10 protein-coding genes are annotated in these 13,768 nt (G+C 63.4%); 7 read left to right on the forward strand and 3 right to left on the reverse strand.

The window, feature by feature from the left end:
- Positions 1-189 precede the first annotated feature (189 nt).
- Positions 190-1,209 carry a CsgG/HfaB family protein gene (locus DZK26_RS02750; RefSeq protein ID WP_116898550.1) on the reverse strand — a complete coding sequence of 340 codons (1,020 nt, stop codon included), beginning with the start codon at positions 1,207-1,209 and terminating at the stop codon, positions 190-192.
- A gap of 260 nt (positions 1,210-1,469) precedes the next feature.
- Between DZK26_RS02750 and DZK26_RS02755 the strand changes: the two genes are divergently transcribed.
- Entirely contained in the window at positions 1,470-2,732 is a 1,263-nt protein-coding gene (locus DZK26_RS02755; RefSeq protein ID WP_116898549.1) for a NupC/NupG family nucleoside CNT transporter, read from the forward strand.
- Positions 2,733-2,769: 37 nt separating this feature from the next.
- Here the strand turns inward: DZK26_RS02755 and DZK26_RS02760 are convergent, their stop codons facing one another.
- Positions 2,770-3,504: a bifunctional 2-polyprenyl-6-hydroxyphenol methylase/3-demethylubiquinol 3-O-methyltransferase UbiG gene (locus DZK26_RS02760; protein WP_116898548.1), complete on the reverse strand. Its 735-nt coding sequence runs from the start codon at positions 3,502-3,504 to the stop codon at positions 2,770-2,772.
- Positions 3,505-3,523: 19 nt separating this feature from the next.
- Between DZK26_RS02760 and DZK26_RS02765 the strand changes: the two genes are divergently transcribed.
- The 5 genes from DZK26_RS02765 to rsmA are packed head-to-tail and all read left to right on the forward strand — an operon-like array spanning position 3,524 to position 9,854.
- On the forward strand, positions 3,524-4,534 hold the full coding sequence (locus DZK26_RS02765) for an aminopeptidase (protein WP_116898547.1): 1,011 nt from the start codon (positions 3,524-3,526) through the stop codon (positions 4,532-4,534).
- A 54-nt stretch (positions 4,535-4,588) separates the two neighbouring features.
- A complete protein-coding gene (locus tag DZK26_RS02770; RefSeq protein WP_116898546.1) occupies positions 4,589-6,757 on the forward strand; it encodes an LPS-assembly protein LptD in 2,169 nt (722 codons plus the stop codon).
- A gap of 32 nt (positions 6,758-6,789) precedes the next feature.
- Positions 6,790-8,100, forward strand: a complete 1,311-nt coding sequence (locus DZK26_RS02775) for a peptidylprolyl isomerase (RefSeq protein WP_116898545.1) — start codon at positions 6,790-6,792, stop codon at positions 8,098-8,100.
- A 12-nt stretch (positions 8,101-8,112) separates the two neighbouring features.
- Positions 8,113-9,081 (forward strand): 4-hydroxythreonine-4-phosphate dehydrogenase PdxA, encoded by a 969-nt coding sequence (pdxA, locus tag DZK26_RS02780; RefSeq protein WP_116898544.1) that lies wholly within the window; start codon positions 8,113-8,115, stop codon positions 9,079-9,081.
- Positions 9,078-9,854 (forward strand): 16S rRNA (adenine(1518)-N(6)/adenine(1519)-N(6))-dimethyltransferase RsmA, encoded by a 777-nt coding sequence (gene rsmA / locus DZK26_RS02785; RefSeq protein ID WP_116898543.1) that lies wholly within the window; start codon positions 9,078-9,080, stop codon positions 9,852-9,854. Before pdxA ends, rsmA begins: the two co-directional genes overlap by 4 nt.
- Positions 9,855-10,139: 285 nt before the next feature.
- Here the strand turns inward: rsmA and DZK26_RS02790 are convergent, their stop codons facing one another.
- Positions 10,140-10,490 (reverse strand): DUF2782 domain-containing protein, encoded by a 351-nt coding sequence (locus DZK26_RS02790; protein ID WP_220337182.1) that lies wholly within the window; start codon positions 10,488-10,490, stop codon positions 10,140-10,142.
- Positions 10,491-10,624: 134 nt separating this feature from the next.
- Between DZK26_RS02790 and polA the strand changes: the two genes are divergently transcribed.
- Positions 10,625-13,309: a DNA polymerase I gene (gene polA, locus DZK26_RS02795; RefSeq protein ID WP_116898542.1), complete on the forward strand. Its 2,685-nt coding sequence runs from the start codon at positions 10,625-10,627 to the stop codon at positions 13,307-13,309.
- The last annotated feature ends 459 nt before the right edge of the window (positions 13,310-13,768 follow it).

The raw sequence follows: 13,768 nt of genomic DNA on the forward strand, positions 1-13,768 counted from the left end.
AAAGGAATTCGCCGCAAGAGCGCGCGAAGCGCGCCGGGCGAAACCGCCTTTGACTTGTCGAGGGCGCCACTGCGCGCAGTGGAAACAACCGACCTGACGCCAAAACGCCAGACGTCTCGCTAGAAGAAAAAGGCCCCGCTCAAAACGAGCGGGGCCTTTTCACGATCAAGCGACGCGAGTCGCGATGACTTACTGCACGTCGAGCGTGTGCTCGGATGCCACCCACCCGGTGCGGCCCTGATCGTCGCGGATCTGGAGCCAGTCGCCGGCGCGTGCCAGCACGTCGGCCATGGCGCCCGAGCTCAGGCTGAACTCGACGGCGCTATCGCCGTTGGGTCCGGAGCGAACATTGAGCGAGTTGGCGGTGATCACCACGCGCTCGCCGGTGCCGCCACCTTCATTGCCGCCATTGCCGCCGGAGCTGGTGGCCTGGTAGCCGGCCGACTGCGACTGGCCGTCGCCATGCCGGTAGTAGCGCTGCGGCGTGCGGCGCACGACTTCTTCAACCGCCTGGCCGATGACCTGGCGCAGGGCTTTTTCTCGCGGGGTGTTCTCCCAGCTCGACAGCGAACCGCCGAGGGAATGACGGCTGGTATAGCCGGCGAGCGCACCACCGATGTCGAAGTCCTTGGCCTCGCCCTCGACACTGGTGGCCGCCAGAACGCGACTGGTATTGGTATCGATGATGCGCAGGTCGATGGCCATATGGGCACTACTGCTGCCGCCGGTGATGGCGCCGGCGATCTTGCCGATTCGGCTGCCGCCGAAGGAGCCGCGCGAGCCGCTGGCGTTCTCGGAAAACTCCGTGACGGCGGCGACGACCAGCAGTTCGGCCCCTTCGATCTCACCGATGGCGGCGGCGGTGTCCTCACGTACCCGGCCACTGGCGCCGAGATCCTGCTCGGCCATGACGTCGTCGATGGCCTCGCGTTCGAGCACGATGAAGCGGCCGGAGTTGAACAGGGCGGTGGTCAGCATGTCGGCCATGCCTTCGCCGATCGACTCGTTCCACCAGCGCCCGGAGTTGGCGGCCTTGTTTTCGAAACGGGCCACGGCGATGCGTGCCTGCGGGCCGTCGTAGGCGGCCGAGCGGGCTTCTTCCATGCTCGCTCCGGAACCGCTGTCGCGGACCTGGGTGGTGGTTCCGGCCGCCGGGCAGCCGGTCAGCATGGAAAGTGCGCAAAGGCCGGCGATCAATCTCAATTTCATGGGTCTATCCCTCCTGGGTTCATCCGATTGCTTGCTTCGCTGCGATCCCGACAGGATCGGCGGGCCGTATGACGTTGTACCCCAATAACGAATTTTCCGGTTCAATTCGGCCAGCCCCTCGGGAATTTTGCTACTCGCCGGGCCGGGCCTGGAATTTCATTCTAGTCGTGCCCCGAGTCGTTATGCCAGAGCGCCGCACAAATCAAATATGTTAAAAGTAGCGGCGCGATACTCAGACGTTCCCAGGGGAGTCGAAGGAATTGATTCAGACTGTATTCGGGCTGGCGGGCATTGCCGTCTTGCTGGGCATTGCCTGGGCCTTGTCGTCGGCTCGACGCCAAATCTCCTGGCAGACCGTCGCCGTCGGGCTCGTGCTGCAGCTCTTGCTGGCCATCCTCGTGCTGTGGGTGCCGCTGGGCAAGATGCTGTTCGATCAGCTCGGGCAATTGTTCGTGACCCTCATCGGTTATACCAGTGCCGGCGCCGAATTCATCTTCGGGCCGCTGGCGGACGCTGATGAATTCGGTTTCATCTTCGCCTTCCAGGTGCTGCCGACGATCATCTTTTTCGCCTCCTTGATGGCCTGCCTGTATCACATCGGCATCATGCAGAAGCTCGTCGAGCTCATGGCCTGGGTGATGACGCGTTTCATGAAGGTCTCCGGCAGCGAATCGCTGGCCACGGCCGCCAACGTGTTCGTCGGCCAGACCGAGGCACCGCTGGTGGTGCGGCCCTTCATCGCCGGCATGACCCGATCGGAACTGTTCGCGTTGATGACCGGCGGCATGTCGACCATCGCCGGCGGGGTGCTGGCCGCCTACGTCATGTTGCTCGGCGGTTCGGATCCGGCCGAGCAGGCCTTCTTTGCCAAGCACCTGATATCCGCTTCGATTATGGCCGCACCCGCCGCATTGGTGGTGGCCAAGCTGCTGATACCCGAGACGCAGGAGTCGGAGACGGCCGGTACCGTGCGCACCGCTATCGACCGGCCGCATACCAACCTGATTGAGGCGGCCGCCGGCGGGGCCGGCGAGGGCTTGAAGCTCGCGCTTAACGTCGGCGCCATGCTGCTGGCTTTCCTGGCGCTGATCGCCCTCATAAACGGGCCGCTGGGCTGGCTGGGTGAGGTCAGTGGGCTGGAAGCGCTGGTCGGCCAGCCGATCGAGCTGGCGCTGATTCTCGGCTGGGTCTGTGCCCCGCTGGCAATCCTGGCCGGCGTACCGCTGGAAGAGGCGGTGGCCGTGGGCGGCCTGATCGGCCAGAAAATCGTTGCCAACGAATTCGTCGCCTATGTCGCGTTGACCGAAATGCAGTCGGAACTGTCCGAACGCGCGGTCCTGATCTCGACTTACGCCCTGTGCGGCTTCGCTAATTTCGCTTCGATCGCCATCCAGATCGGCGGCATCGGCGGTATTTCACCTTCGCGCCGCGCCGACCTGGCCCAGCTCGGCCTCAAAGCTGTCCTGGGCGGCACTTTGGTTTCCCTGCTCAATGCAAGCTGGGCAGGTATTCTTGTCGGTTGATGTCTTTTCGTCTTTTGGTCAAAACGACGAAACGACATCATCCCGCGATGACGATCATCCGCTCAGCGTCCAGGTCGTACTCATCGCCGTCGTACGAGCCGTAAACGGCCTTGAGGCTCAGTCCGGCATCCTGCAGAAGCGATCGAATCTCGCCGGCCGACCAGACCCGGTGCGAAAATTCGTGGTAATGGACCCGGTCGCCGTCGATCAGCATCCACTGGTTTTCCAGGCGCGTCATGGCTTCGGTCAGGTCGGGGCGCTCGACCAGGATGCGGCCGTCGTCGTACTCCGTCAGGTGAACGGGCTGCAGGTTGCGGCACAGGTACTCGAGGCCGACGAGATCGAGCACCAGCCGGCCGCCGGGCTTGAGGCTGTCACGGATATTGGTCAGCACGCGCCGGTGGTCGGCCTCGTCGGTGAAATAACCAAAGCTCGTCCACATGACGATGACCACGTCGAAGGTTTGCGGGCGGACGAATTCGCGCATGTCGGCCTCGACGATCTCGATGGCGCGCTCGCCGCGTTCGGTTTCGAGTTGCTCGAGCAAGGAAGGGCTGGTATCGACGGCGGTCACCGCCAGTCCGGCATCGGCCAGGGGCAGGGCGTGCCGGCCGGGGCCGCAGCCGAGATCGAGCACGGTTTGCGGTCGTGAGCCCAGCAGGGCAAGCAGTTGCTGGACTTCTTGCGAGCCGCGCGCGAAAGTGTCTGCATTGAACATCAGCGAGCCGAAATTGCGCCAGAAGTCGTCGTCCAGATACCAGTCGTCGCTCAAAGGTGTGCTCCTGTTTGCAATGGCGCTGGGGCTTGCCGGTTGCGCCACGGTGGCATGGTACGGGCAGGCCGCTCGGGGCCAGATCGAGATCCTGTCCAAGCGCGAGGATATCGTAGAAGTGATGGCTGATCCGGCCACTTCGCCCGATTTGCGTGAGCGGCTTCGTACCGTGCTCGAAATACGGGATTTCGCCGATTCATCGCTGGGCCTGCCCGACAGCCGCAGTTACACCCTGTACGCCGATCTGGAGCGAGAGGCCCCGCTGTGGAACGTGGTGGCCACACCGGCCTACTCGGTCGAACCCGAAACCTGGTGCTATCCGCTCGTGGGCTGTCTCGCCTACCGCGGATTCTTCCGGCGCACTCGCGCTCGGGAACTGGCCGAGAAAATGGCCTCTCAAGGTTTCGACGTGGCGGTGTTTCCGGCCACAGCCTATTCAACGCTGGGCTGGTTCTCCGACCCGGTACTCGACAGCATGCTCGATCTGAGCGATCCCGTACTGGCCGAACTCATCTTCCACGAATTGACCCACGAGATGCTCTACGTCAGGGGCGATACGGCTTTCAACGAGGCGTTCGCGACCTTCGTCGGCCGTCTGGGAACGCAACGCTGGTTGTCCCGGCAGGATGATCCGGCGGGCCTGCGGCAGTGGCAGACCATGCAAGCGCTCGATCGGCAAGTGACGACGGCACTGCTGAACGCGCGCGAGCGCCTTGCGCAGCATTTTGATCAAGTCTCCGATCCAGAGCGATTGGCCATGGCCAAGCAAAAAGAGTTCGAGCGCTTGAAGGACGATCTGCGGGCACTGGCCGCACGGCATGACAGTGGCCGAATCGACGCCTGGCTGTCGCGCAAGCTCAATAATGCACATCTGGCATTGATCGCCACTTACGAGTCCGGGGTGGCTGCCTTTGAGTCGCTGTACCGCGGGGAATGCGATGCCGACCTGGCCTGCCTGTACGAGCGTGCCCGTGCCCTCGCCGAGTCGACCCCGGAGCGGCGCGATCGATTTTTGCAAGATGGCCATTGAACAATTGCGGGGGATATGCAAACTTAACCGGCTATTTCGCAAACGGAAACCGACTTGTCTCCGCACTATCTGCTGCCCGCCGCGATTGTCATTGCGCTGGCCCAGGTCGCCCTGCCGGCCCGCGGCAAAGTGGATGCGCCCATGTCGTGTCCGCCTCCGGCCCCGTTGCGCATTCCCGAGGCATCGCCGGAGACCGGATCCGGGCGCACGAATATCGATGCCGAACGGTTCGATGCCAGCCGGCAGGATGAGGTGCGTTTTCGCGACAGCGTGCTGCTGCGGCAGGGGCAACAAGAGCTCGAGACCGACGAACTCATTTACGAGCCGCAGACCGGCCGCGTGCGTATTCCCGGCTGGCTACAGTACAGCGGCCCGCGGCTCAATGTCGATGCCCAGAGCGCCAGCTACGATACCCGCCGAAAGAGCGGCCAGTTCGAGTCGATCCTCTACACCATTCCGGGAACGACCGCCCGGGGCTCGGCCGCGTCCGCGGTCATTCACGATCCCGAACATGCCCGGCTCGAGACCTTCGATTTCACCACCTGTCCGCCGGAGCAGGACGACTGGCAGATCGAGGCTTCCAGCGTCGACATGGATATGGAAAAGGGTGTGGGCACCGCGCGCAATGCCCGCCTGGTCTTCAAGGGCGTTCCGCTGCTGTACTCGCCGTGGCTGAGCTTCCCGCTCGACGACCGCCGCAAGAGCGGTTTTCTTTACCCGGGATTCGGCTACTCCGCCGACGACGGTTTCGACGTTTCCATTCCCTGGTACTGGAATATCGCGCCGAACCAGGACGCGACAATCACCGCGCGCTGGATCGAAAAGCGCGGGCCGATGCTGGGCCTGGAACACCGCTTTCTGACCGAGCGCCAGTCGGGGGAATTGCGCATCGACTGGCTGCCCGAGGACAAGCGCACCAACGACGGTCGCTACTATGGCGAATTCGATTACCGGCTGCGTGCGCATCCCGGCTGGGTGGCTTCGGCCAACCTCAAGCGGGCCAGCGACGACGAGTATTTCATCGACCTGGGCAGCGACCTGCGCGACTCGGCCATCCAGTTCCTGCGATCCTCGGCCAGCCTGCGCGGTTTCGGCCGTTACTGGTCGCTGGAGGTGCTGGCCGACACCTTCCAGGTGCTCGACGAAAGCGTTGGGCCGACACGGGAACCCTATCGCCGCCTGCCGCGCACGATGCTCGACGTCGACCGGCCGCTGCCGGGGCGCTTCCGCTTCTCGCTCGACGGCGAGGCGGTCTACTTCGACCGCGACGTGGGGGTGACCGGTGCGCGCGTCGACCTGTTCCCGAGGCTGCACTACGACCTGGTTGCGCCGGGCTGGCACATCCGGCCAGCCGTGGGCGTGCGATCGACCGCGTATGAACTCGATGGCGGGGCGGATTCGAGCCTGACGCGTACCACACCGATTGCCACGTTCGACGCCGGGCTCGCCTTCGAGCGCCGACTCGACAGCGGCCGTATCCAGACCCTGGAACCGCGGTTTTATTACCTGTACGTGCCCTACCGAGACCAGGACGACTATCCGGACTTCGACACACGTGAGCTGACCTTCGGTTTCAGTCAACTCTTCCACTACAACCGCTTCAGCGGCCCCGACCGCCAGGGCGACGCCAACCAGCTCACGCTGGCGTTGACCTCGCGCCTGCTCGAGGTCGAAGACGGCTTCAGCCGACTCGAGGCCAGTCTCGGGCAGATCGTCTACTTTCGCGATTTGCGCGTGCAGCTCGATGAAGCCGCGCCGGATATGCGTGAGCGTTCGGCCACGGTGGCCGAAATGACCTGGCGTCCGGCACGGCAGTTGGTGCTCAACGCAGGCCTGCAGTGGGATGACGAGGCCGATGAAACCGAAGTTGCGCGATTTGGTCTCAACTGGCAGGGTCGGGATGCCCGACAGGTTGCGCTCGGCTATCGCTTCCGTCGCGACCGGGTCGATCAGGCCGACATGCGTTTTCGCTATCCGGTCAACCAGCAACTCAATCTTGTCGGCCGCGTAACGTATTCGTTCGAGGAAAATGAGACACTGGAGGTGCTCGGCGGCATCGAGTACGACAGTTGCTGCTGGTCGCTTCGCTTTACGGCCCGCGAATGGGTACGTGACCGCGAATCGGACAAACGCACGGCGTTTTTCGTCGAACTGGAACTCAAGGGGCTGGGCAGCGTCGGGCGTTCGCCCTATCGGCTCTTTACCGGCCCCACCTGGCAATGACAGGCATGAAACTTCAAGGACACTGATTCGCAATGAAACAGGCAAAGATTCTATTTCTGGCAGTAGGTACCCTGATGATGCTGCCGCTGTTGGCCTCGGCGCAGAACGAGAGCGAAAGTGAGAGCCAACCCAGTGAGAGCCAACCCATTGACCGCATCGTCGCGCTGGTCGAGGAGGACGTGATTCTGCAAAGTGAACTGGAAGAGGCTATCGATGCGATCGAGCAGCAGGTCCAGTCGCGCGGTCAGAGTCTGCCGCCGCGAAGCGTCATGGAAGAGCAGGTGCTGGAGCGTCTGATTATGCAGCGGCTGCAGATTCTGCGTGCCGAACAGACCGGCATTCGTGTCTCCGACGCTGATGTCGACAACGCACTCAATCGGGTGGCACAGCAGAACAATATGTCGCTTTCACGACTGCGCCAGATGCTTGAAGCCGACGGCGTCGAGTTCGAGGAATTTCGCCGCGAAATCCGCAACGAAATCATCACCTCGCGGCTGCAGCAGCGCGTGGTCAATTCCATGGACGAGATTTCCGAAACCGAGATCGATATCGCACTCGCGTCCGACCAGATCGACAGCCAGGAGTATCTGCTTTCCCAGATCGTCGTCCAGGTTCCGCCGTCGGCTTCCCCTGAGCAGGTTCGCCAGGCGCAGTCCCGCGTCGAGGAAATTTATCAGCAACTCGAAGACGGCATGACTTTCTCGGCCGCGGCGATCAGCTACTCGCAGGGTTCCGACGCCCTCGAGGGGGGCGACGTGGGCTGGCGCAGCACGAACGCCCTGCCCCGAGCCTTTGTCGAAGCGGTCGAAGGCGCCGAGCCGGGCACCGTGACCGAGCCGCTGCGCACGCAGAACGGCTTCGTAATCCTCAAGGTGCGCGATGTGCGTGAGCGCAGCGAGGTGATGGTGCAGGAATACCGTGCGCGGCATCTGGTGATCGGCCCTTCGGAACTGGTCACCCCGGAAGAAGCGCGCGAGCAGGCTCAGAACCTCAAGCGCCGCATCGAGGAGGGCGAGGATTTCGCCGAACTGGCGCGTGAATATTCCAGCGACACCTCAACCGCGAATATCGGCGGTCTGCTCGACTGGTTCCCCGCCGGCGGCTATGGGCGGCATATCCAGGAAAAGGTCGAATCGCTCGAGCCCGGTGAGGTAAGCGAGCCTTTCCGTAGCCCGCAGGGCTGGCATCTGGTCAAGCTGCTCGACGTACGCGAGGCCGATCGGACCGAGGAGATTCGCCGTGAGGAAGCGCGTGAGATGATCTCCGAGCAGAAGTCGCAGGAGGAGGTCGATCGGTTCATGCGTCAGCTGCGCAGCGAGTCCTTCGTCGAAATCCGCCTCTAGCAGGCAAGGTCGGTGGCGCTCGAGCAGCTAGTCGTCACGCCGGGAGAGCCGGCTGGCATCGGTCCCGAGCTGGCCTGCCGGGTCGCGGCGCTCGATCCGGCCCTGGTGGTGGTGGCCGATCCCGAACTGCTTCGCGAGACCGTCGATCGGCTGGGCCTGGCGGCGAGCGTCCAGGAGCTCGACGCGATCGAGGCCGGCGCGACCGGCGGTATTCGCTGCCTGCCCGTGAAGTTGGAGCAAACTGCGGTGCCGGGGCGGACCGATCCGGCCAATGCCGAATACGTGCTCGAGTGCCTGCGCGTGGCGGCAAGCCATTGCCTGGCCGGCCGGGTACACGGCCTGGTGACCGGCCCGGTTCACAAGGGCGTGATCAACGATGCGGGTGTGCCCTTCAGCGGTCATACCGAGTTTCTGGCCGCCGAAGCGGGTGTCGAGCGGGTGGTGATGATGCTCGTCGCCGGCCAGGTGCGCGTGGCCCTGGCAACCACGCATCTGCCGCTTCGGGAAGTGCCTGATGCCATCGCTTCCGATGATCTGGCGCAGACGCTGGAGATACTTCATGCCGGACTTCAGCGGCAGTTCGGCCTGGCGAAACCGCATATCGCCGTACTCGGGCTCAACCCGCACGCCGGCGAAGGCGGTCATCTGGGCCGCGAGGAAATCGAGATCATCGGGCCGGTGATCGAAAAGCTCCGCCGGCGCATGTCACTGACCGGTCCGCTGCCCGCTGATACCGCTTTCGTGCCCGATCGCCTGCGGGAATTCGACGCCGTGCTGGCGATGTATCACGACCAGGGCCTGCCGGTACTCAAGCACGTCGGTTTCGGGCATGCGGTCAACGTGACACTGGGCTTGCCGTTTATCCGCACCTCGGTCGACCACGGCACCGCACTCGACCTGGCCGGTACCGGCCAGGCCGAATCCGGCAGCCTCAACGCCGCCATCAACCTGGCGCGTGGCCTGCAGCGGCCGCGCGGATGAAGCCGCACCGGCCGCGCAAGCGTTTCGGCCAGCATTTCCTGCACGATGCCGGCATCATCGGCCGGCTGGTTTCGGCCATTCGGCCGAGCGCCGACGACAACCTTATCGAAATCGGGCCCGGCGAAGGCGTTCTGACTGGCCCCTTGCTGGAGACCGGCGCCCGGGTGACGGCCATCGAACTCGATCGCGACCTGGCCGCGGCCCTACCCGAGCGCCTGGGCTTCCCCGAGCGGTTCGAAGTGATCCAGGCCGATGTGCTGGAAGTCGACCTGGCCGCCGTGGGCGGGGAGCGCATGCGTGTTGTGGGCAATCTGCCGTACAACATCTCCACCCCGATCATGTTCCACCTGTTTACTTGGCGCGAATCGATCGTGGACATGCATTTCATGCTGCAGAAGGAAGTCGTCGATCGCCTGGTGGCTTCGCCGGGATCGAAGCAGTACGGAAGACTGTCGGTGATGGCCGCTTTCCACTGCCGCATGGAACGGTTGTTCACCGTCCCCCCGGGCGCCTTCCGTCCGCCGCCGAAAGTCGACTCGGCGATCATTCGCATGGTGCCGAAGACGCTCGACAAGGCCATGCTGGAACGCCTGCCGCGCCTGGAAAAAGTCGTCCGCCACGCCTTCGGCCAACGCCGCAAAACCCTCCGCAACGCCCTTAAGGGACTATTGGACGAAAAAGCAATCGAAGCGGCGGGAATCGACCCAAAGGCCCGGGCCGAAACAATTTCTCTAGAAGGGTTTCTCGATCTGGTCGATGAGGTCGCTGATTAGGCTCGGCCTGGAGCGGCTGAGAGCGTAGCGAGCGCGTGGCTGGCGGTGGCCGCCGCAGCGGAAGGGCCGGAGCGCAGGTGGAATATCCGGTGCGGTTTGCGCGGAGCGCAAGGAGCGCCGGATTGGAGCCGTCGCGCGTGTATGTGGAAGATACATGAGGACCCTGAGCACGCGTTTAACGGCACTCCGTCCTGGCTTCTTTCCTACGGAAAACGGCCAGGACTCCGTTGCCTACGCTGCCGGACGCCGCCAGCCACGTGCGCAGTAGCTCTCAGCCGCTCCAGGTCACCATTCGGCGATCTTCCAGTAGGCGGGCTTCACCGGCTCCATATGCTCGTGGCGGCTTTCGAGTTCGCCGTCGCCGTCTTCATCGATCAGGTAGTAGGATGGGCCGCCGTCGATCGGGGTGACTTTCACCATGTAGACCTGCCCGCCCGAACTGTATTCCTCGATAATGCGATCGTCTTCGCGCCGGATCACGACCTGCGGTTGAATCTGCTCGTCGGGGTCTTGCACCTTCGGCGGCATGGGCTCGCGAATCGGCGGTGGCGGGGGCGCGTCGGATGGTTCCGGCTCGTCTTGCGCAAGGGCAGGCCAGGCCATCATCAGCATCAGTGAAATCAGGGTGTAGCGCATGGTGACAGCCTCTTTGGTGATGTTGTGAAAGTCTAACAGAGACCCCGGAATCACTTTTTGATCCCGATCATAATGATCAGCGGTACCCTGGTTCTTTTATCATGGTGTATTGATCGAAGCGGAAATCAGCGAGCATGTCCAAAAAGCCCCTGTGCCTGGTTGATGGCTCGTCCTACCTTTACCGGGCGTTTCACGCCCTGCCCAGCCTGACCAGTGGAGATGGCCAGCCCACCGGCGCGATATTCGGCGTGGCAAACATGGTGCGCCGTATGCTCGAGCACTATGATCCTGACCATGTGGCCGTAATCTTCGATGCCCCGGGCAAGACCTTCCGGCACGAAACCTACGCCGACTACAAGTCCACGCGCCCGCCCATGCCCGAAGAACTGAAGTCGCAGCTGGAGCCGCTGCACGAACTGATCGACGCCATGGGCCTGCCCCGACTGGTGATCGAGGGCGTCGAGGCCGATGACGTGATCGCCACGCTCACCCGTCAGGCGCGGGAAGCAGGTATGCCGGTATTAATCTCCTCCGGCGACAAGGACCTCGCCCAGTTGGTCACCGACGGTGTGGTGCTCGAGGACACCATGCAGGACAAGCGCTATGACCCCGAGGCCGTCGAGGAGAAGTTCGGGGTCGGCCCCGAACTGGTAGCCGATCTGCTGGCGCTGACCGGCGACACGTCGGACAACATCCCGGGCGTGGAGAAGGTGGGGCCGAAGACGGCGGCGAAGTGGTTGAAAGAATATGGTGACCTCGATGGCGTGATCGAACACGCCGACGAGATCGGCGGCAAGATCGGCGAGAACCTGAGGGGCGGGCTGGACCAGCTCAGGCTTTCGCGTGAACTGGTCACGCTGGACGAATCGGTTGACCTGGAGGGCGGGCTCGAGATGCTCGGGCGGGGTGAACCCGATCGTGAACGCATGGTCGAGTTGCTCAAGCGCTTCGGCTTCTCGACCTGGCTGAAGCAGTACAGCGACGGAGACGGCGATGGTCCCTCTTCGGGCAGCGACCTCGAGGTCGAGACCGTGACCACGAAAAAGCAGCTCGAGGCCCTGGTCGAGACACTGGAATCCGCGGAACTGATCGCTTTCGACACCGAGACCACCAGCCTGGAGCCGCTGGATGCCGAACTGGTCGGTTTTTCCTTCGCCGTCGAGGCCGGCAAGGCCTGGTACGTACCGCTGGCGCACGCCGACCAGGACAACGAGTTCACGTTCGACGAGGCCATCGAGGCGTTGCGCGGCATCATCGAGGACGAGAGCCGCGCCAAGGTCGGCCAGCACCTCAAGTACGACCTCAACGTGCTCGAGCGCGCGGGGATCGCGCTCGGAGGCATAAAGCACGACACCATGCTCGAATCCTACACGTTTCATTCCACGGCCACGCGCCACGATATGGATTCGCTGGCCTCGCGTTATCTCGGCCGACAGACCACCTCCTATGAAGCGGTCGCCGGCAAGGGTAAAAGCCAGGTCAGCTTCGACCAGGTGCCGGTGGCCACCGCCGCCGAGTACGCCGGTGAGGACGCCGAGGTTACCCTGGCCCTGCATGAACATCTCTGGCCCCGGCTCGAGCAGCTCGACGGGCCCAGCCGCGTCTACCGCGAACTGGAAATCCCGCTGATTCATGTGCTGGCGCGCATGGAACGAACCGGCGTGGCCCTGGACGCCGATGTGCTGGCCCAGCAAAGCAGCGAAATCCACAAGCGCCTCGACGAGTTGGTCGAGACGGCCTATGCGGAAGCCGGCCGGGAATTCAACCTGGGTTCACCGCGGCAATTGCAGGAAATCCTGTTCGAGCAACTCGGTTTGCCGGTCAAGCGCAAGACACCCAAGGGTCAGCCCTCGACGGCCGAGGATGTGCTGCAGGAGTTGGCGATCGATGGCCACGAACTGCCCAAGATCATTCTCGAGCACCGCGGCCTGGCCAAGCTCAAGAATACCTACACCGATCGCCTGCCCGAACGTATCCACCCGCGTACGGGCCGGGTGCACACGCACTATCACCAGGCGGTTGCCGCCACGGGGCGGCTATCTTCGACCGATCCCAACCTGCAGAACATTCCCATCCGGACGCACGAGGGTCGCCGGATTCGCAAGGCGTTCATCGCGCCGCAGGGAACGGTGTTGCTGGCCGCCGACTACTCGCAGATCGAGCTCCGGATCATGGCACACCTTTCCGGCGACGAGCGCTTGCTCAAGGCCTTCGCCGATGGCGAGGACATCCATCGGGCCACGGCCGCCGAAGTCTTCGGCCTGGCCGTCGACGAGGTTGGCGACAACCAGCGCCGTGCGGCCAAGGCGATCAACTTCGGCCTGATGTACGGCATGAGTGCCTGGGGCCTTTCGCGCCAGCTCGAGTTGCCGCGCTCGGAGGCCCAGGACTACATTGAGCGCTATTTCGATCGATACCCGGGCGTGCGCGATTTCATGGACGACATCCGGGAGCGTGCGCGCAAGCAGGGCTACGTGGAGACCCTGTTCGGCCGGCGCCTGTGGGCCGACGAGATCAACTCGCGCAACGGCCAGCGCCGGCAGGCGGCCGAGCGGGCCGCCATCAACGCGCCCATGCAGGGCACGGCGGCCGACATCATCAAGCGGGCCATGATCGATGTCGATGCCTGGATCCAGGCCGAGGACGTTCCGGCGAAGCTGGTCATGCAGGTCCACGACGAATTGATCCTGGAGGTCGACAAGGGCGTGCTCGAGTCCGTCCGGGAGGGGGTTGTCGGGCGCATGCAGCGGGCCGCGGAACTGAAAGTCGAGCTCCTGGTCGAAGCAAATAGCGGGCCCGATTGGGAAACCGCGCACTAAGCTATTGATTTTGGGTGCAAAAAAATTTTCAAAAATTAGGCGAATTTCTGGAACTTCTGCGCGGAGGCTCTGGTCTCAGTATTTACCATGCGCATGGTGTGGTTCGCCTCCCTCCCTAGGCGGACCAGCAGGATTCGGTTACAGTCCCCAAACCGGATCCGACTACAGGCCCCGGGTCCTCCCTCGCCCGGGGCCTTCTTTATTCCGAAACCGTCGTATAGCGCATCGAGCACGCGCCTGGCAGCGTCCGGCGGTACTCGGAGTCCTCATGTATTCGCTTATACACTCCGGCTCCTCCGTTCCGGCGGCCACTGCCAGGCACGCGCTCGCCACGCTCTTCGACGGTTTCTCCCTCTTAGCAAAACGCAACAAGACAAGTGGCTATCTGTCGCACTCTGGCAGGATTCTGGGTTTGCAGTGAGACTCTGCTGAACCCTGAACCCTGAACCCTGAACCCTG

This window comes from Wenzhouxiangella sp. 15190 (assembly GCF_003417465.1).
Lineage (GTDB): Bacteria > Pseudomonadota > Gammaproteobacteria > Xanthomonadales > Wenzhouxiangellaceae > Wenzhouxiangella.

What these genes read in the sequence shown, in the direction of transcription:
- DZK26_RS02750 (WP_116898550.1), bottom strand. Translation starts at nt 1,209, where the DNA reads ATGAAATTGAGATTGATCGCCGGCCTTTGCGCACTTTCCATGCTGACC.
- DZK26_RS02765 (WP_116898547.1), top strand. Translation starts at nt 3,524, where the DNA reads ATGGCGCTGGGGCTTGCCGGTTGCGCCACGGTGGCATGGTACGGGCAG.
- DZK26_RS02790 (WP_220337182.1), bottom strand. Translation starts at nt 10,490, where the DNA reads ATGCGCTACACCCTGATTTCACTGATGCTGATGATGGCCTGGCCTGCC.
- rsmA (WP_116898543.1), top strand. Translation starts at nt 9,078, where the DNA reads ATGAAGCCGCACCGGCCGCGCAAGCGTTTCGGCCAGCATTTCCTGCAC.
- DZK26_RS02775 (WP_116898545.1), top strand. Translation starts at nt 6,790, where the DNA reads ATGAAACAGGCAAAGATTCTATTTCTGGCAGTAGGTACCCTGATGATG.
- polA (WP_116898542.1), top strand. Translation starts at nt 10,625, where the DNA reads ATGTCCAAAAAGCCCCTGTGCCTGGTTGATGGCTCGTCCTACCTTTAC.